The organism is Prochlorococcus marinus str. MIT 0917 (assembly GCF_027359575.1).
Classification (GTDB): Bacteria; Cyanobacteriota; Cyanobacteriia; order PCC-6307; family Cyanobiaceae; genus Prochlorococcus_B; species Prochlorococcus_B marinus_D.
In genome coordinates this window covers 1,380,663-1,401,686 of record NZ_CP114784.1, presented here as the reverse complement: position 1 = coordinate 1,401,686, position 21,024 = coordinate 1,380,663, and the positions used below count along the sequence as shown (strand labels likewise).

At 31.2% G+C, this 21,024-nt stretch carries 14 protein-coding genes; 8 read left to right on the top strand and 6 right to left on the bottom strand.

Annotation, left to right across the window (positions count from 1 at the left end; translation table 11 throughout):
* Positions 1–54 precede the first annotated feature (54 nt).
* The 3 genes from O5637_RS07820 to O5637_RS07810 all read right to left on the bottom strand — a co-directional run bounded on the left by O5637_RS07820 (position 55) and on the right by O5637_RS07810 (position 1,822).
* Positions 55–402, bottom strand: a complete 348-nt coding sequence (locus tag O5637_RS07820; RefSeq protein WP_269603983.1) for a hypothetical protein — start codon at positions 400–402, stop codon at positions 55–57.
* Between the two features lie 351 nt (positions 403–753).
* The gene (locus tag O5637_RS07815; protein ID WP_269603981.1) at positions 754–876 is read right to left on the bottom strand and encodes a hypothetical protein; all 123 of its coding nucleotides are present in this window, start codon (positions 874–876) and stop codon (positions 754–756) included.
* 202 nt (positions 877–1,078) lie between these two features.
* A complete protein-coding gene (locus O5637_RS07810) occupies positions 1,079–1,822 on the bottom strand; it encodes a hypothetical protein (RefSeq protein WP_269603980.1) in 744 nt (247 codons plus the stop codon).
* A 490-nt stretch (positions 1,823–2,312) separates the two neighbouring features.
* On the opposite strand from O5637_RS07810, the gene O5637_RS07805 reads away from it, so the two are divergent.
* Positions 2,313–4,217 carry a tetratricopeptide repeat protein gene (locus O5637_RS07805; RefSeq protein ID WP_269603978.1) on the top strand — a complete coding sequence of 635 codons (1,905 nt, stop codon included), beginning with the start codon at positions 2,313–2,315 and terminating at the stop codon, positions 4,215–4,217.
* A gap of 32 nt (positions 4,218–4,249) precedes the next feature.
* On the opposite strand, the gene O5637_RS07800 is transcribed toward O5637_RS07805, so the two are convergent.
* Positions 4,250–4,780 (bottom strand): D-glycero-alpha-D-manno-heptose-1,7-bisphosphate 7-phosphatase, encoded by a 531-nt coding sequence (locus tag O5637_RS07800; protein ID WP_269603976.1) that lies wholly within the window; start codon positions 4,778–4,780, stop codon positions 4,250–4,252.
* Positions 4,773–6,101: a PfkB family carbohydrate kinase gene (locus O5637_RS07795; RefSeq protein ID WP_269603974.1), complete on the bottom strand. Its 1,329-nt coding sequence runs from the start codon at positions 6,099–6,101 to the stop codon at positions 4,773–4,775. The genes O5637_RS07800 and O5637_RS07795 overlap by 8 nt, the downstream gene beginning before the upstream one ends.
* 517 nt (positions 6,102–6,618) lie before the next feature.
* Here O5637_RS07795 and O5637_RS07790 point away from each other — a divergent pair.
* The 7 genes from O5637_RS07790 to O5637_RS07760 all read left to right on the top strand — a co-directional run bounded on the left by O5637_RS07790 (position 6,619) and on the right by O5637_RS07760 (position 19,598).
* Positions 6,619–7,212 carry a D-sedoheptulose-7-phosphate isomerase gene (locus O5637_RS07790; RefSeq protein ID WP_269603972.1) on the top strand — a complete coding sequence of 198 codons (594 nt, stop codon included), beginning with the start codon at positions 6,619–6,621 and terminating at the stop codon, positions 7,210–7,212.
* A gap of 407 nt (positions 7,213–7,619) precedes the next feature.
* Positions 7,620–9,476: a tetratricopeptide repeat protein gene (locus tag O5637_RS07785; RefSeq protein WP_269606954.1), complete on the top strand. Its 1,857-nt coding sequence runs from the start codon at positions 7,620–7,622 to the stop codon at positions 9,474–9,476.
* Between the two features lie 399 nt (positions 9,477–9,875).
* Positions 9,876–11,501: a tetratricopeptide repeat protein gene (locus O5637_RS07780; protein WP_269603970.1), complete on the top strand. Its 1,626-nt coding sequence runs from the start codon at positions 9,876–9,878 to the stop codon at positions 11,499–11,501.
* A gap of 639 nt (positions 11,502–12,140) precedes the next feature.
* Positions 12,141–13,838, top strand: coding sequence for a tetratricopeptide repeat protein (locus O5637_RS07775; protein ID WP_269603969.1), 1,698 nt, complete (start codon positions 12,141–12,143; stop codon positions 13,836–13,838).
* A gap of 366 nt (positions 13,839–14,204) precedes the next feature.
* Positions 14,205–16,367 carry a tetratricopeptide repeat-containing sulfotransferase family protein gene (locus O5637_RS07770; RefSeq protein ID WP_269603967.1) on the top strand — a complete coding sequence of 721 codons (2,163 nt, stop codon included), beginning with the start codon at positions 14,205–14,207 and terminating at the stop codon, positions 16,365–16,367.
* 646 nt (positions 16,368–17,013) lie between these two features.
* Positions 17,014–19,437: a tetratricopeptide repeat protein gene (locus tag O5637_RS07765; RefSeq protein WP_269603965.1), complete on the top strand. Its 2,424-nt coding sequence runs from the start codon at positions 17,014–17,016 to the stop codon at positions 19,435–19,437.
* Positions 19,434–19,598, top strand: a complete 165-nt coding sequence (locus O5637_RS07760; protein ID WP_269603963.1) for a hypothetical protein — start codon at positions 19,434–19,436, stop codon at positions 19,596–19,598. Before O5637_RS07765 ends, O5637_RS07760 begins: the two co-directional genes overlap by 4 nt.
* Positions 19,599–19,888: 290 nt before the next feature.
* Here the strand turns inward: O5637_RS07760 and O5637_RS07755 are convergent, their stop codons facing one another.
* Entirely contained in the window at positions 19,889–20,680 is a 792-nt protein-coding gene (locus tag O5637_RS07755) for a potassium channel family protein (protein ID WP_269603961.1), read from the bottom strand.
* Positions 20,681–21,024 lie beyond the last annotated feature (344 nt).

Here is a 21,024-nt window from a genome sequence, read left to right as displayed (position 1 = left end):
CTTCAGAACGTTTCCTATCAAATATATCTTGTTTCTGCATTTGCTTATTTTTTACTATCCCCAATCAACTTTCACTCCAAAGCCCTCAGGTATATCTTCACTAATATCTCTCAAATCTAGCCATTTAATCTCCTCATCTAAATTCAAATTTTTAAACCTTCTCACATAAATTTCTCCAGCCAGGTCTGGGTCTTCAACACCAAAAAAGTCACAAATTTCTTCAACCCTTGACCAATACTCAATTTCATTAGTTGCTCGTTTGAATGCAGTCATTTGAAATTTCGCTTGTTCTTCCTGACTTAATTTGTCTAAAACCGAAGAAGATACAGTGACTGTTGCAAAGTTCCATGTGGAGGAATCTTCTCCTTGAAGCACAAGATTTCTTTTATTGAGTTCTTTCAACCAAGCCTCATTTAGCATATTCAATTTTTTTCCAATAAACTAAGAGATTTTATTTTATGAAATTCATCTTTCAATTGCATTCTAGTTCAGTCTTTGATAATGAGTTATAAAAATTTTCCCACTTCCCTCAAGAATTAATATCAATTGCACTCAATGAGACCATAGGATCTATTGCTTATTCTTTACTAAAAGATTTTCCTTTATTTAATTTTAAGAATTTTTATTTTTATCTTATACCCCCGATTGATTCAATGAACCCAATGCAAGTATTCCAATAGGTATTGCAATTGCAACAATACCAAAAAGAGAGGTTATCGATGCAATTGTTTTTCCAACAACCGTAAGTGATATTTAATCTCCATAACCAACAGCACTAATAGTTGTATTTGACCACCACAGACATCTTGGTATTGAACCTAACAATTCTGGTTGAATGGAAGATTCAGCAACATAAATAAAAGGAATGATGATCAACAAAAGTAAAGCTATATAAAAAATCGAAATTTGTAATTCTTGACTCTTTGATCGAATTGCATAATTAAATTTATCAATGCTTTCCTGAATTTTTCACTTCTTCCAATTTTCAATATAATTAAACGGCGAATAAATTGAGATAATGGAGTCGAAACTTAGAGAAAAATACTTTGCGATCGTTAAGAATTAGTTAAACATCTAATTAATGAAGATGCGATTTAAAGTCATTCATTTCAAGTGATACCCTAGTTTCATCTACAAAATGAATCTCAAGTTCATTACTAAATATATCCGTACCATTGGAGGGAATAACAAGGGGTAACCCTCTGTAAGTAAGTAAGCAATTTTCCATGTTTAATTCCTTCGATACAAAATCACCCTCATGAGATCTACCCTCTGTCTGAAACTCGCCTGCCTCTGTTCTCGACCAAATAATAAACCAATCCAGCTTTTCCAATTTTTCTAGTTTTGCCTCATTAAATTTATAGTATTCGTCAGAATCAAAAAACTCCATTATGGGAGTCTCTACTCTCTCACCATCAACTTCTATGTCCCCTTCTTCCAAGTGAATTTGATATTCCTCTACACCATCCTCTTCAAGAAGAACTTCATTATTAAAAGTCTTCTGTGCTAACACCAACATCTCCTCTTTTCTGTCATCAAGAATCTTGCTGATGACCATGTCTTCGTCCCAGTGACGCTCATCAATAATGTATCTTAATGAACCAAATCTCTCAGAAAGTGCCTTATTGGCTGCATCTTTAGCAATCTTCGCTGCCTTTTCGCTATCTTCGTCAAGTTCCTGTTTTAAGCGTTTTAAGTCACTGGCGAGTGAATCCATTTTCTTATAAAACTCGCCATAGTATTTTCCAGCTCTCGTTTTTTCAGTTGAGTAGAAAACCTTAATGTATTGAATATCCCCGTTGTAAGTAACTTCAAATGGCATTAGATGTGATTTATATCTTCTTTAAATGATTACGCCTTTGTCGAGCTCTCGCCATTAATTGGATTGGTTAGCGAGAAAAGTATGATCAAAAAGCCAAAAGAGAAAGAAATATTTATAAATACAGCAACTTACTCCCATGAAAAATTGATCAGAAATTTATACTTTAGGGTTGTTCACAAAGATATTTTGAATTGGCAGAAGAAGGTCTATCAATAGTTCAAACCAAATCATTCCTTATCATGTCATTCCCTCTCTAATCAAACTTTTACTCAAGACTTGCTTAAAAACTTTATACAACGCATAGTAGACATATTGAATTCTTTATTTTTTGGTTCAAGATATTGTTTTAGAGATTACCTAAATCATATTTCCGTTTGATAATTTTATCCACTTGTACTACTTATCTAGATAGAAAAATGATATTAAACAGAATGAAGAAAGATATGACTGAGTAGTAAAATAATTAAGATTTAGATTATAAAAGAGAAAAGTGGATAATCCTAATAAACAAGATAAAGAAAGTAAGGTCAATGAAGTAAAAACATTTCCAGTTCCATTCGCTTTATCAAATAATAAAAAGAATTTTGTTATTCCCGCTAATACAGCAAGCCAACCTTCTAAAGAACAAATAATTAATCAAGCGTTGACACTTCATACTCAAGGGGACATTGCAGAAGCAGCAAAATATTATCAACATTTCATAAATCAGGGTTTTAAAGATTACAGAGTTTTTACTAATTATGGAGTCATATTAACAAGTCTTGGCAAATTACAAGAAGCTGAATTATCACTACGCAAAGCTATTGAACTTAATCCTGATTTCGCAACGGCTCATTCCAATCTGGGAAATATATTGAAAGATCTTGGCAAATTACAAGAAGCTGAATTATCACTACGTAAAGCTATTGTACTTAATCCTGATTTCGCAATGGCTCATTCCAATCTGGGAAATATATTGAAAGATCTTGGCAAATTACAAGAAGCTGAATTATCACTACGCAAAGCTATTGTACTTAATCCTGATTTCGCAGATGCACATTACAATCTCGGAATCATATTGAGCGATCTTGGCAAATTACAAGAAGCTGAATTATCTACTCGCAAAGCTATTGAACTTAATCCTGATTTCGCAGAGGCACATTCCAATCTAGGAAATATATTGGATGATCTTGGCAAATTACAAGAAGCTGAATTATCACTACGCAAAGCTATTGAACTTAATCCTGATTTCGCAGAGGCACATTCCAATCTAGGAAATATATTGGATGATCTTGGCAAATTACAAGAAGCTGAATTATCACTACGCAAAGCTATTGAACTTAATCCTGATCTCGCCGAGGCGTATTACAACCTAGGTAATACTCTGAGAAATCTGGGCAAGTTACAAGAAGCTGAATTATCACTACGCAAAGCTATTGAACTTAATCCTGATTACTACGATGCTTATTTCAACCTGTCTTGGCTTCAACTTTTAAGAGGAGAATATCAATCTGGTCTAAATAACTATGAGTTTAGATTTAAAACAAAGCAACCTATTATTCCTCCCACGAATTCAAAATTGGAACAATTAAAAAGTAACAAATTACAAAAAAATGGCTCGTTATTAATCGTTAGAGAAGGAGGTTTAGGCGATACTTTGCAATATATGCGTTATATTCCTTATCTAAGAAGTCAAGGTCTAGATGTTTCTTTTTGTGCTCAGGAAGAACTACATACTTTAATTAAATCATCAGGCATTGAAACAAATCCATTAACTCCTGAACAAACTATAAAAGTTTCAGAAGGGACATGGATTCCACTCTTATCTTTACCGCGATATTTACAAGTAAGACCAGACAATCCAATCATTAATGATCCGTATATTTTTCCATCTGTTGAATTCGTCAAAAAATGGGAAAACATTCTTTCTAATGAAAGAAGACCAATTATAGGTATTAATTGGCAAGGAAATCCAAATGCCGAAAAGCAAGCTCTAAAGGGACGCTCACTACCTTTAGAAACTTTCTCTACTATTGCTAGAAATAATAATTTCAATTTTCTATCACTACAAAAAGCATTTGGTTCAGAGCAATTAGATCATTGTTCATTTAAAAATAAGTTTGTTGAATGCCAACCACAAATTAATAACACATGGGATTTCCTTGAAATTGCTGGCATTATTGAAAATTGTGATTTAATCATTACCAGTGATACTTCCATAGCTCATTTAGCTGGAGGGATGGGAAAATCTACCTGGTTACTTCTTCACTATGTTCCAGGATGGATATGGGGACTTCAAGGAGAAAATACATTTTGGTACCCATCAATGAGATTATTCCGACAAAAAGAGCGAAATAATTGGCAAGAGGTTTTGGAGAGAGTTAATTTTGAACTGGAGAGTATATTTAATAAGTGAAAATAGATTGTTCTAAACAAATACTTTTATTATCAAATGATTACCTGATTAAAATCATTTATACATAAATAACTTGGATTTTCAAATAAAATCTTAGTTTTGGAATACAAATAAAGTTTAGATATATTCATTTTTTCAGCAGCTTGAAGGTCTGTGAATTTATCTCCAATAAAAATAGAACTACTACAATCAATATTAAAATCTTTACACGCTACCTCTATTAAACCCGCAGCAGGTTTTCTACAATCACATACATAACTATATGCTTCAACCACACCAAAGGGATGATGAGGGCAATAATAGTATGCATCTAACGGAAATCCTATTAAATTAATTAATTCATGATTCAAGTAAGCCATGAAATTTTTCAAGTCATTCTCTTTAAAAAATCCTCTTGCTATTCCACTCTGATTAGTAATACAAATAACTTTATAATATTTTTGCTTTGCAGTTTGAATTAATTTTGCAATACCATCTGTAAAAACAAGATCATCTGGCTTATAAATATATTCTTTATCAACATTAATAACTCCATCTCTATCCAGAAATAAAGCCTTATTCATTATCCTTGATTTTTTTAACTAACATTGTAGTCGAAAAATTAGCCATATAAGGCACTATTTCAACTCTACCTCCTTTAGCCTCAACTATATCTTTACCAATAACGTCTTGTTTTTGGTAATCTCCTCCTTTTACTATTATATCAGGTTGAATCTTTTTTATAATTTCATAAGGAGTTAGTTCATGAAAGACTATTACTTCATCAACAGATTTTAAATTTTCGAGTATTTCCTTTCTAGCTTCTAATTTGTTATATGGTCTATTTATTCCTTTTAATTGTTGAACTGATTTATCTGAATTTAAACCTACAATGACTTTACCTCCAAGGGCTTTACATGATTCAAGTAATTTAATATGTCCAATATGTAAAACGTCAAAACATCCATTAGTAAAAATAATTAAATTATTTACTTCGTTTAAATCTTCTTTTATTGGAGTATAATTTCCAAAAACACTAACAGATTTTGATGCTACAAAATTTGCTTTTTTCGCACATTCATATGTACTAATACCCAAGGAAATACAGAATGCAACAACAGAAATAACTGTATCACCAGCTCCAGTAACATCATATACATCTTTTGTTTCTATAGGTAAAGTTTTGATTCTTATTTGTGAACTTATTTTTGAAGCATATACCATACCTTCATCTCCCAAAGTCACTAATAATTCTGATATATTAAAATTATTCATTACATAATTTACTTTCTCATTGATAGTCAATAAATTATGATTGCTCTTACCACATATATAATTTAATTCTAATCTATTAGGCTTATATATTGTCGCACCATTTAATAAATTTGGTGCGCCTAATTTGCTATCAACTAATATTGGTTTTTCTCCCATAATTGAGCGAAGAACATTAGTTTCTACAGAATTAAGCAATCCTTTATTGTAATCAGAAATTATCAATATATCATAATCATTACATATATTATATAAGTAATCTGCAATATAATTTGATTCATTTTTATCTATCCTTTGCTCAATATCATGCCTTAAGATATGCTGCTGATTTGCTATAAATCTTATCTTACGAATGGTATTTTTACTATAAATGTCAGTTTCCAAAAAGTTTACTTTATATTTTTTTAGAATAGACTTAATAATTAGAGCTTCATCATCATCTCCTACTAAACTTAATAAGCTAACTTCTCCTCCTAAGTTAGATATATTTTTTGCAACATTCGCAGCTCCTCCTAAAGATTTCTGACAAGAGCTATTATAGAGAATTGGCACTGGCGCTTCAGGAGATAATCTATCTGATATTCCGATAACATTTTCATCGAGAAATACCTCTCCAATAACAAGAAATCTCATTTATTCAATAACTTTATAAGATTAAACTATTATATAATATTACCTGGATCACAAATAATTTCAAATCCCTTTTAATAATGAAAGATGATTAACTTATTATTTTCAATGGTTTATAAACTTAATCTTTTAACAACGAGATTCTCTAGCAGAGACTACTAATTTCTTTCAGTTTTTATCCATATCAAAAACTTAATTTTTCAAAAATATAAAAATTTACATACTAAATTAGTTCATAAAAGAATAAATAGTTAATGGATTCAATAAATACTTTTTAATCAATTAATTTAAGGATGATCATAATAAAAAAATTTTATTTTCCTAATAAACTAGCTAATAAGCCATTCCTTTAAAAATTAACATCCTTTAGTGTTAAATGATTTTTTAAATAAAATTTTATATAATCTAAATTTTTAAACCAATACTTTCTTGACTGTAAAATGATTAAATTTATTATTTCTATCTTTACTTTTGGATATAAAATAATGTATGTTATACAAATTTAATTCTTATTCTAAAAATGAAAGAGAGTATCTCTCAAAATGAAATATTATCAAATCAATTGAGAGATCATACTGAGCTGATAGCTAACAATCAGGAATTAATTATCTCCGGTACTCAATTATTTGCCAGTACAGCAGCAGATTCACTTAAAAGAGGAGGGACGATATTTTGGTGTGGGAATGGAGGGAGTGCAGCAGATAGTCAGCATCTTGCAGCAGATCTTGTTTGTAGATTTATTTCTGATAGACAGGCACTTAAATCAATTTCTCTTTCGACTGATACTTCCGTACTGACCGCTATATCTAATGATTATAGTTTTGATAATATTTTTTCTCGACAGTTAGAGGCATTAGGGAAAAGTGGAGACCTTTTGATTGTTATCTCAACTTCTGGGAATAGCCTAAATATAACAAAAGCAATATTAACTGCTAAAAGTATGGGTATCGAATCTATTGGATTACTAGGTAAAGATGGAGGAAGCGCCGCCAACCTTTTATCTAAAAAAATTATTATCCCTTCATCTTCTACCGCTAGAATCCAAGAAATTCATATATTCATTGGACATATGATTGTTGATTTAATTGAAAACAATCTAGGTTTAGTTGTTTGAACATTTATTTGAAAACTCAATCATAACGTCAACTAATACAGCAAGATGAACCTGTGAGAAAAACTATTTTTTTGATTATATCTACTATTTATAGACAAACTATCCCTTTTAATCTTATTGACTCAAAGAACCAATTTTTTTCTCATTCTCTTGGGAAACGTATAGAAGACAATTTTAATCTTTTATATTTCTGATTTAGATATTAATTTTAGAAACTCCGACAATAATATTACATCCTGAATCGACTTGGTAATCTTTTCCATTTGTCCTACTTCCCTGCTTTGACAATTAATACACATATCTCGTTTTTATTGTCTCTCTATAAGTTCACAAATGATTTCAGAAAGAGCTAAAAAGAATTAGTGGTAGTAGTAAAATACTTGTTACTAAAAGGTAGAACAAAAGGAATGGAGGGTGCTCATACAAAAGAACAAGCAAAAAAGAAAATACCTAAAGTGACAACATTTTCAGTTCCATTTCCATTAAAAAAAATTAAAGAAAATATCACTATTGATACGAATAGCTTTGATAAGCCTTTTCAAAAACAAATAATTAATCAAGCATTTAAGTTTCATTCACAAGGAAACATGCGAGAAGCAGAAAAAACTTATCGATATTTTGTCGATCAAGGATTTAAAGATCACAGGATCTTTTCTAATTATGGAGTAATACTTAAAGATCAGGGAAAATTACAAGAAGCAGAAATCTTATACCGCAAAGCGATTGAACTAAACCCTACTTTTGCTGACGCACATTCTAATCTAGGAAACATATTGAGAGATCTTGGGAAATTACAAGAAGCAGAATTATCACTTCGCAAAGCAATTGAAATTAATCCTAATTTTGCAGAAGCAAATTACAATTTGGGAAATATATTGAGAGATCTTGACAAATTACAAGAAGCAGAATTGTCATACCGAAAAGCAATTGAACTAAAATCTGATTACACACAGGCTTATTCAAATCTGGGAAGTATATTGAGTGATCTTGGCAAATTGCAAAAAGCAGAACTATTTACTAGCAAAGCACTTGAAATCAATCCTAATTATGCTGTTGCACATTGCAATTTAGGAAGTATATTAAGAAGTATTGGTAACTTAAAAGAAGCAGAAATATCTACTAGAAAAGCAATTGAGATCAATCCTGATTACGCTGACGCACATTATAATCTAGGAACCATATTGATAGATCTTGGAAAACTTCAAGAAGCAGAAATATCTACTAGAAAAGCAATTGAAATCAATCCTCATTTCTCAAAGGCATATGTTTCTCTATCTCATCTAAAATACTCAAATAATAGCAAGATATGGCAAGACAAACTATTTTCCGAAAGTATCTCAAAAAACAAATTACAAAAAGATATAGTCGATATTTATTTCGCAAGAGCAAACATTCTTCATAGGAAACAAAATTATAAGGAAAGTGCTGCATATATAAAATTAGCAAATAAAATAAAACTTACTCTTACACCCTCTAACGCAAATCATTTATTAAATAAATCTAGAAAATTACTTATTGATTCAGATAAAAAAGAAGTTAATCAAAAAAAATATACAGAATCACCAGAGTGCATTTTCATTGTAGGAATGCCAAGAAGTGGTTCCACGTTATTAGAATCAATTCTTACTATTAATAATAAAGTTGAAGATTTGGGAGAGAGTCATAACCTCGAAGAAGCATTTATAGAAAGCAGGAAAGTTGATCAACAGTTAACACTTGCTGAGTTATATTGGAATAAAATCAAACATCTAAATAAACGTTCCAATAAAACAACTGATAAAAACTTATATAATTATCTATACGCAGGTATTATTGCCAAGAGAATACCAAACGCAAAAATTATTCACTGTTATAGAAATCCTTTAGATAATATTCTTTCAATACACCGAGCACATTTTGCTAAAGGAAATGAATATTCTTCTTCCTTAGTTGATTCAGCAAAAGTTTATTTAGATCAAGAAAAAATAATGACTAAGTACAAAAATAGATTTCAATCAAAGATATACGACTTAAATTACGACTTATTAGTGAAAAATCCTAACCAAGAAATCAAATCATTAATCTCCTGGTTAGATTGGGAATGGGATGATTCATATCTATCACCACATCTCAATCCACGATCAGTTTCAACAGCAAGTAGTGTTCAAGTCCGATCCCCAATCAATTCAAAATCAATTTATGGATGGATGAACTACAAAGATATGCTACAACCTGCTATTGAAATCCTTACTCAAACTGTTAAATATCAAGACATAGCCTCATAATACTAGCTTCCAAAACTGTGCATAATTTAAAAAGAAATTTCAATTAACTTTCTTAGTTATATATCAGTTATGGGTTTTTTAAAATGGCCTTTAACCAATACCAGATCATAAAAATATTTGATTTTGTAGAACAAACAATCTTTCTTGAATTTCTCCATAGAGAACGAGATAAGACGCTACATGAAAACATATACATCAAGTTATCCTTCAGAAGTAGACGTATGCTTCAATCACACTCAATAGTTTTTCTCGGTTTATATTTTGATTTAGAGATTATGTCAATCATAGAAAAAAATACTTTTTATTTTCGTTGTATAAGTTCAGAACACATTTAAGATAGCGCAAACAAAGATTAGTATTAGTAGTAAAATAATTCAAATCTAAGGATAGAAAAGCAAAATGAACGGTTCGGACAAAGAAGACCAACTAAAAAATAAAATCACTGAAATTAAAACATTCTCAGTTCCGATTGCTTTAGGAGAAATCAAAGAAAATATTAGTATTCCTACCCATACTTCATCTAAAATAACTAAAGAGCAAATAATCAACAAAGCATTTAAGTTACATTCACAAGGGAATATTCTAGAAGCAGCAAGATATTATCAATATTTCATAAATCAAGGTTTCAAAAATCACATAGTTTTTTCTAATTATGGAAGCATATTGAAAGGTCTTAGCAAACTAAAAGAAGCAGAATTATTATACCGCAAAGCAATTGAAATTAATCCTAATTGCGCAGAAGCTTATTCCAATCTGGGAAACATATTTAGAGATTTTGGAAAGTTAAAAGAAGCAGAATTATCATATCAAAAAGCAATTGCAATTAATCCTAATTGCGCAGAAGCTTATTCCAATCTGGGAAACATATTTAGAGATTTTGGAAAGTTAAAAGAAGCAGAATTATCATACCGCAAAGCAATTGAAATCAAATCTGATTGCGCAGAAGCACATTCCAATCTCGGAGTTTTATTAAAAGATCTTGGCAAATTAAAAGAAGCAGAATTATCTATTCGCAAAGCAATTGAATATAATCCCAATTACGCAGAGGCTCATTCTAATCTGGGAAACATATTAGTTGACTATAGAAAACTAGAAGAAGCAGAAAAATCTATACATAAAGCATTGAAATTAAATCCTAAAAACGAATCTATTAAGCATAATTTAATAAATTTACTCACTATATACAAACCAAAAAAGATTGAGTCAAACTTATTATATAGAATAAATGAAGAATTCAAAGAAATCAATCTGATTCATAAAGAGAATTTTCTTATAACTGATAATGAAGCGATAAGAATTTATAAAGATGGACTTATTATTTATAAAAAATATAATTTAAAATTAGAAATAAATTTATCACAAATATATAAGAAAAATGAAGTGAATTTAAATTGTAATAGACACAAACTAATCTTCAATCAACATAAAATAATTCCTGAATTTTGCTTTAGTTGTTATAAGGTTCAAGTTGAAGTAGATTCAATCATTGAATTAATTAAACTATTCTTAGTTTTCAATCAGTTAAAACTTAAAAATAATAATACTAGAAAATCTATTATCGAACTCCGACCTAATATCTCAGGATTTTATAAAGGACTTATATATTGTTCAAGTCTAACTGAAGCATTCAAAATCTCTAAAAAGTTAAATATTCACATTCAAAATAATATTAGAATTGATTTACTATCTAAAGTCAAAAGAGGTTGTTCTGAATATCCACTAGAATTCCCTCAATATAAAGAGATAGCAACCTCGGGTGATCAGCCAATGAACTACAATGAAAGTTGGAGAGCCATCGAAAAAGAAATAGATCAAGATAATAAGAATTGGGGAGAATTGAGCAAAAGTATAGATGGATTTAATTTAAATGACTTTCTTATAATGAGAAACTGGATCGCATATGCACAAAAAATAAAAGATACAAGCGTCAGTAAAATTACTAATGAGCAAATAAAAGAACCCAAATTCTTCAAGCATTTTAAAAGGGACATTCTTTCCAAGCAAACCTCCAATTCAAAACTTTAATCCCTCTTCATCAAAAGTATGTAGCAAAAGATAAGAAGCAAACAAACAAACTTATCGAACTGAGCAAAACATAAAAGAAACATCTCAATACCTTCAAATCGATGAAGCAGGTCAGAGTTTCTTCAACAAATATTTAAAACTTCCAAAAGATAGAAAGATTTGATTGTTTAGAGAAAACAATCTTTCTACGATTTTTCTGTAGAGACGCTAACAAGGTCACAAAACAAATCTGTAACAAACTATCGAGTCTAAAACTCTCTTTATTAAATAATAACTACTATTCAGTAGATGTTGACTTACACTCAGTAGTTCCTAAATAATATGTTACCTATAATTACTGTCCCTGACACAACAAATTTTTTCCTCAATTTCCGTATGAAACATGTGTGAAATACTTTGGAGACATATTTACCCATTTTTTATTTCCGTGTTAGACATTGATATAGAGATTGCCTAAATCATATTCAATCCTGTTTCGGTGATATGATTTTGCCCCCTTTTCCTACATCTCTATGTGGAGAAACATATTAAGAACTTATTTTCTTGTCCCGCTAAAAAGAGCAAAAATAATTATGAAAAAAGTAGAATAGGTTTAGTATGAAAAGTAAAGTAAAATATTTAAGAGAATAATTAGTATAGATGGATGAATCTAATAAAATCAAAAAGGTTTCTGAAGTAAAAATATTCCCAGTTCCATTTGCTTTAAAAGTCAATCAAGGAAATCATACTATAAATACAAATACGCCTTCTCAACATTTTAAAGAGGAAATAGTCAATCAAGCATTTAAGCTTCATTCTCAAGGAAACATTTCAAAAGCAGAACAATATTATCAAAATTGTATTCAACAAGGAATCATTGATTACAGAGTATTTTCCAATTATGGCGTATTATTGAAAAATATAGGCAAATTAAAAGAAGCTGAACTAAATACTCGCAGAGCAATTAAACTGAAACCTGATTTCGCAGAGGCTCATTACAATTTAGGAAATTTATTGAATCATATTGGTAACTTACAAGAAGCAGAAATTTCACAACGCAGAGCAATTAAACTAAAGCCCAATTTCGCTGATGCTCATTCCAATCTAGGAAACATATTGAGAGATCTTGGCAAATTACAAGAAGCAGAAATTTCACAACGCAGAGCAATTGAAATAAATCCTGATTTCGCTAAAGCTCATTCCAATCTAGGAAACATATTGATGGATCTCGGCAAATTACAAGAAGCAGAAATTTCACAACGCAAAGCTATTGAAATTAATCCTAATTTTGCAGAGGCTCATTATAATCTTGGAGGCATATTAAAAGATATGGGAAAGCTAAAAGAAGCAGAAATAGCAACTCTCAAAGCAATTGAAATTAATACTAATTTCGCAGACGCATTTTGGAATCTTTCATTACTTGAACTACTTCAAGGTGACTATAAAAATGGTTTAGAGAACTATGAATTTAGATTCAAAAGAAAGAAGCCTATTATTAGTCACGGTATTACAAAACTCAAACGAATCGAGCATAAAAAATCACAAAAAGGAGAAAAGCTATTAGTCATCACTGAGCAAGGTTTAGGAGATACCCTTCAATTCATGAGATATATTCCTTACATTAGAAATCAAGGCCTAAAAATTTCTTTTTGTGCTCAAACAAAACTACATTCATTAATCAAATCCTCTGGTATTGATCAACATCCATTAACTCCAGAGGAGGCAAGCGAAGTTTCAGAGGGTCAATGGATCCCACTATTATCTTTACCTAGATATCTACAAGTAAGTCCGAATAATCCAATCATTTCAAACCCATATATCTTTTCAACTAATGAACTAAAAAAGAAATGGAAAAACATACTCTCCCAAGAAAAAAGACCAATCGTAGCTATTAATTGGCAAGGAAATCCAAATGCAGAAAAGACTGATCACATAGGGCGCTCATTACCTCTAGAAACCTTCTCTAGTCTTACGAGAAATAATAACTTCAAATTTTTATCACTACAAAAAGGATTTGGTTCAGAGCAATTCCATCATTGCTCATTTAAAAATAAGTTTGTTGAATGCCAAGCTAAAATTGATGCCACTTGGGATTTTCTGGAAAATGCTGCCATTATGGAAAACTGTGATTTAATTATTACTTCTGACACTTCAATTGCTCACCTAGCTGGAGGAATGGGTAAACCAACCTGGTTACTCCTAAATCATTTACCTGACTGGAGATGGGGACTGAAAGGGGACAATACATTTTGGTATCCATCAATGAGATTATTTCGGCAAAACGAACGACATAATTGGCAAGAAGTTATGGAAAATGTCTCAAATAAACTAAAAAAGGAAATGAAAGAAAAAGTATGAGTGCATTGGATTTCAAGTCAAGGATTCAAAACCAGACAAAATTGCTAGAGTATATAAAAATATTCTAATCTAAAATACAACTACATTATGTAGCCAATGGTTCCCACTCAATAGAACCTCTAAAAATACTAATTTCAGGATCCCTTTTGATAAATGAAGAAATCATACTCTTTGATATTGTTGAAATCCTAAGTAAAACTCATAAGAGACGATTATGAACTAAAAACTTCTCAAAAACTACATTAATATAGAGATATCTGACGCAATTATTCCAAGAAACTGCTAGTTTATGGGACTAAAAATGAAACAAGAATGATTTCAGTATTAGTAGTAAAATGACTAGTATCAAAAAATATAATAGTATAGATGGAAGAATCTGGTGACAAAGATCAAGAGAAAAAGATAGTCTATAAAGTAATTACATTTCCAGTTCCATTTACTTTAAGAGAAAATCAAGAAAATATTACTATTATCACTAATACTCCTAAAAAAATTTCTAAAGAACAAATAATTAATCAAGCATTTAAATTTCATTCACAAGGAAATATTAAAGAGGCGGTAAGATATTATCAAGATTTTATTGATCAAGGGTTGAGTGATGACAGAGTTTTTTCTAATTATGGAATCATTTTAAAAAATCTTGGCAAATTACAAGAAGCAGAATTATACACTCGCAAGGCAATTACACTAAATCCTAATTTCGAAGAAGCACATTCCAATCTGGGAAGCATATTGAGGGATCTTGGCAAATTACAAGAAGCTGAATTATCACTACGCAAAGCTATTGAAATTAAACCTGATTTCGCTGAGGCGCATTACAATCTGGGAAGCACATTGAAAGATATTAGCAAGTTAAAAGAAGCAGAATTCTCATACCGCAAAGCAATTGAAATTAAACCTGATTTCGCTGAGGCGTATTACAACCTAGGTAATACGCTAAAAAATCTGGGCAAGTTACAAGAAGCAGAAATATCTTTTAGCAGGGCAATTGAACTTAATCCTGATCTCGCGGAGGCATATAACAATCTGGGTAATATTTTGAAAGATCTTGGCAAATTACAAGAAGCTGAATTATCTACTCGCAAAGCTATTGAACTTAATCCTAATGAGCCAAAAGCACATTTAAATCTAGGAACGATATTTAGTGATCTTAGTAAATTACAAGAAGCTGAATTATCTACTCGCAAGGCAATTGAACTTAATCCTGATTTCGCAGAGGCACATTCCAATCTCGGCAGCATATTGATTAAGCTTGGCAACTTACAAGAAGCAGAATTATCTACTCGCAAAGCAATTGAACTTAATCCTAATGAGCCAAAAGCGCATTTAAATCTAGGAACGATATTTAGTGATCTTGGTAAATTACAAGAAGCTGAATTATCTACTCGCAAAGCAATTGAACTTAATCCTGATTTCGCAATGGCTCATTCTAATCTGGGAAGTATATTGAGAGATCTTGGCAAATTACAAGAATCAGAATTGTCATACCGAAAAGCAATTGAAATTAATCCCAAGTTAGAAAAAGCATATTTTAATCTATCTGGTTTGAAATACTCTAATAGTAATAATGATATTTGGAAGAACCAACTCTTTTCTGAAAATATCTTAAATAACAAATCACAAGTAGAGCAAATTGATATTTACTTCGCAAGAGCAAATATTCTTCATAAGGAGAAAAATTATGAAGAAAGTTCTAGATACCTTAAATTGGCAAATAAATTAAAACTTGATATTAAACCATCTCAACCCGAGATGATATTTAATAAATCAAAAATATTACTTATTGAATCTAATAAAAAAGGAATTAATCAAGAAGAACAAGCAAATCCACCTGAGAGTATTTTTATTGTAGGTATGTTTAGAAGTGGTTCAACATTATTGGAATCAGTGCTTAGTATGAGAGATGATTTATATGATCTAGGTGAGATTAATATTCTAGAGGAATCATTCGTTGAGAGTAAGAAATCTAAACAAGAAATAAATCTTGCCGAATTGTATTGGAAAAAAGTAAATAATAAGACTGAATTGCTTATAACAACTAATAAAAACCTATTTAATTATCAATACACAGGCATTATTGCTAAGAAGATACCAAACGCAAAAATAATTCATTGTTTTAGAAATCCTTTAGATAATATTCTTTCAATTTACCGAGCACATTTTGATAGAGGAAATGAATATTCCTCTTCTTTAGTTGATTGCGCAAGAGTTTATCTAGATCAAGAAAATATAATGACAGAATACAAGAATAGATTCCGATCTCAAATATATGACTTAAATTACGACTCATTAGTGTCAGATACTAATAAAGAAATTCAATCTTTGATCTCTTGGTTAGGTTGGGAGTGGCACGATAAATATCTATCACCTCATCTCAATCCACGCTCAGTATCTACAGCAAGCAGTGTTCAGGTTCGTTCCCCAATCAATTCAAAATCAATTGGTGGATGGAAGAACTACAAAGATATGCTTAAACCTGCTATTGAGATCCTTACTCAAATGGATAAATATCAAGATATAACCTCCTAAAACAAGCTCACAAAACTAGGCAAAGTTTGAAGAAAAACATTTGCACACTTTCAAGGAAATGTATCAGTGCTGAGTTTCTTAAATGACTAACTGAATCCTCAAAGAGCATCTAATTTATGAGATGTGTAGAGAAATAAATTCTTCTACGACTTCTCTATATAGAAGGTGGCAAGGTGACAAATGAAACTCCTGTGAAAATTCCCACTACTAAGCCACTACAAGTAAGTAGTTATTTCCCAATTGAAACCCACCTGAAAATGAAGTATTCAGTCTATGACTAGGTTTTATCCTAGTATTTTACTCCCATTCAATAGTTTCTACACAAAATATTCTCTATAATTCTATTGCCTCACTCAAACAATTCCCCCTCAATTCTCCTATGAAACGTGTGTGAAACTCATAGAAGACATATTTGCACTTTTATATTTCCGTTTTAGACATTAATATAGAAATTGCGTTAATCACTTAAATCATATTACATTCTGTTTCCGTTTGGTAATGTTGTACCCTGATCATATCTTCACAACTTAGAAAAATAATACAAAGAACTATTTTTTTCTCACTCAATAAGAACAAAAAATGATTTCAAACAGACTGCATTAAAACTAGGCGTAAAATATTTGAAATGAAAGTGAAGAAGGAACAAATGAAGAAGCCTCAGAAAGAAAAGAAAGAAAACAAGAAGATCCCTAAAGTCCAAATATTCCCAGTTCCATTTCATTTAACAGAGAATCAAGGAAATATTACTATTAATATAAATACGCCTTCTAAACCTTCTAAAGAACAAATAATTAATCAAGCATTTAAATTTCATTCGCAAGGCAATATTCCAGAAGCAGCAAAACTATATCAAGATTTCATAAATCAAGGTTTCAAAGATCACAGAGTTTTTGCTAATTTCGGAAACATATTGAAAGATCTTGGCAAATTACAAGAAGCAGAATTATATATTCGCAAAGCAATTGAAATCAAACCTGATTTCGCAGAGGCGAATTACAATCTGGGAAACGTATTGAAAGATCTTGGCAAATTAAAAGAAGCAAAATTGTCATACCATAAAACAATTGAAATCAAACCTGATTTCGCAATGGCACATTACAATCTCGGAAGCTTATTGAAAGATCTTGGCAAATTACAAGAAGCAAAATTGTCATACCATAAAACAATTGAAATCAAACCTGATTTCTCAGAGGCACATTACAATCTTGGAATCATATTGAGCGATCTTGGCAAATTACAAGAAGCTGAATTGTCATATCGCAAAGCTATTGAAATCAAACCTGATTTCGCAATGGCACATTCCAATCTAGGCAACGTATTGAAAGATCTTGCCAAATTACAAGAAGCTGAATTGTCATACCGCAAAGCAATTGAAATCAAACCTGATTTCTTAGCAGCGAATTACAATCTAGGCAACGTATTGAAAGATCTTGGCAAATTACAAGAAGCTGAATTATCTACTCGCAAAGCTATTGAACTTAATCCTGATTTCGCAATGGCACATTCCAATCTAGGCAACGTATTGAAAGATCTTGGCAAATTACAAGAAGCTGAATTATCACTACGTAAAGCTATTGAAATCAAACCTGATTTCGCAATGGCACATTCCAATCTAGGCAACGTATTGAAAGATCTTGGCAAATTACTAGAAGCTGAATTATCACTACGTAAAGCTATTGAAATCCAACCTGATTTCTCAGAGGCACATTACAATCTTGGAAAAATATTGAAAGATCTTGGCAAATTACTAGAAGCAAAATTGTCATATCGCAAGGCTATTGAACTTAAACCTGATTTTGCAGAGGCACATTACAATCTCGGAATCATATTGAGCGATCTTGGCAAATCACAAGAAGCTGAATTGTCATATCGCAAAGCTATTGAAATCAAACCTGATTTCGCAATGGCACATTCCAATCTAGGCAACGTATTGAAAGATCTTGCCAAATTACTAGAAGCTGAATTGTCATACCGCAAAGCAATTGAACTTAAACCTGATTTTGCAGAGGCACATTACAATCTCGGAATCATATTGATCGATCTTGGCAAATTCAAAGAAGCTGAATTGTCATATCGCAAAGCAATTGAAATCAAACCTGATTACGCAGACGCATTTTGGAATCTTTCATTACTTGAACTACTTCAAGGTGACTATAAAAATGGTTTAGAAAACTATGAATTTAGATTCAAAACAGAGCAGCCTGCTTGTACTCACGGTAATACAAACCTAAAACGAATCGAGCATAAAAAATTAAAAAAAGGAGAAAAACTTTTAGTCATTAGTGAACAAGGTTTAGGCGATACTTTGCAAAATATGCGTTATATTCCTTATCTAAGAAGTCAAGGTCTAGATGTTTCTTTTTGTGCTCAGGAAGAACTACATACTTTAATTAAATCATCAGGCATTGAAACAAATCCATTAACTCCTGAACAAACTATAAAAGTTTCAGAAGGGACATGGATTCCACTCTTATCTTTACCGCGATATTTACAAGTAAGACCAGACAATCCAATCATTAATGATCCGTATATTTTTCCATCTGTTGAATTCGTCAAAAAATGGGAAAACATTCTTTCTAATGAAAGAAGACCAATTATAGGTATTAATTGGCAAGGAAATCCAAATGCCGAAAAGCAAGCTCTAAAGGGACGCTCACTACCTTTAGAAACTTTCTCTACTATTGCTAGAAATAATAATTTCAATTTTCTATCACTACAAAAAGCATTTGGTTCAGAGCAATTAGATCATTGTTCATTTAAAAATAAGTTTGTTGAATGCCAACCACAAATTAATAACACATGGGATTTCCTTGAAATTGCTGGCATTATTGAAAATTGTGATTTAATCATTACCAGTGATACTTCCATAGCTCATTTAGCTGGAGGGATGGGAAAATCTACCTGGTTACTTCTTCACTATGTTCCAGGATGGATATGGGGACTTCAAGGAGAAAATACATTTTGGTACCCATCAATGAGATTATTCCGACAAAAAGAGCGAAATAATTGGCAAGAGGTTTTGGAGAGAGTATCCAGCTCAATTAAAAAAGAAATTGAGACAAAAGTATGAGTTCAAAAGTTAAATACCTATCTTCTATGCTCACTCCAGTCTCTCTAGGAGAACTAATCGATAAAAGTACAATCCTAGAAATCAAACAAATAGATATGACTGCGATAAAGCTAAAAAATATAGATAAAGAGCTAAAACTACTAAAAAACATAAAGAGCTAGTTGGTGTAGAAAAATTTCTAAACTCAATAGAAAAACAATTAGTCGATTTAGTACTAGAAAAAAGCGTTATTCACTAATATGGGTGGATTTGGTTGATACTGAACTGTGGGTACTCAAGTTGTCCAATACTCATCCCACTCACAATGCAATTCTGTCTGCGATAAAGAGTTATAGAAACCTCTCCACTTCTTTTCTGAATTAGCGTCAGTTACAGTCAATGACACCATTAAATCTATTGCTTCTTCTTTGGAAAAAAATTTTCCGTTCTTTGATTTGAATATCATTTTTTTTTAAATATTCGTATCCAACTCATTGTCATTAGATACGTTTTTATTTTTATCTTCTATCCCAATAGATTCACTGAATCCAGATGCAAGTATTCCAGTAGGTATTGCTATTGCAGCAATGCCCATAAGAGAAGTTATCGATGCAATTGTTTTTCCAACTGCTGTAACTGGTATCGAATCTCCATATCCAACAGCACTGACAGTTGTAATTGACCACCAAAGACATCTTGGAATTGATCCTAACAATTCTGGTTGAATAGAAGATTCAGCAAGATACATAAAAGTGCTACTGATCAACAAAAGTAAAACTGTATAAAAAATCGAGATTTGTAATTCTTGACTCTTTGATCGAAGTGCGTAATTAAAGTGATAGATACTTTGCTTAAACTTTTCACTTCTTCCAATTTTCAATATTCTTAAAAGACGAATAATCCTTAGAATTTTCAATTCAGCACGAACACCTATAAAAGATGGGACGATTGCAATGACATCAATAATTGCCATTGGTGAGACCATATAACGCAAAACACCTCTCCAACCTTTTCCAAATTTCTTTTCAAGTGGTGCGACCCATAAGCGACAAAAATATTCAACGCAAAATAAACCACCAATAATCCAATCCAAAAGATCTATCTGATCACCAAATTGATAATCAATTGAGTTTTCAGTAACAATAACTGCGAAAAAAATCGAAATAAAAATGGTAACACCACAAATTTTATTAAATACAGAAGTTCTTCCATCTGGAGAGTCATTAATTATCTCCTTATAGATTCTTAGACGTAATTCATTCATCACTGCATACAGACTAGAATAGGAATGCCTATAACATAGGCAAATCTTGCTGATTTTTCCTCTGATCACCTGACGACCCCAAAGCCAAGAAATAGCATATCTGTACTAAAATATTCTCAAAGAAAGCAATCCTAATTAATACAGGATCTCCGTATGAACAAGGTACTTGATTGATATCAAAACGTTGTAAATATGTAGAGAAGTCGTAAATAAATTTGAGTAACTAAACCTTGAAAAATTAATCACAAGTGTAGAGAAAATACTCTTTCTAGGATGTCTTTACAGAAAAGGTGACAAAAGGTCACGTAAAACTCACGTAAAACACGTCTCTCAACACCATTGGA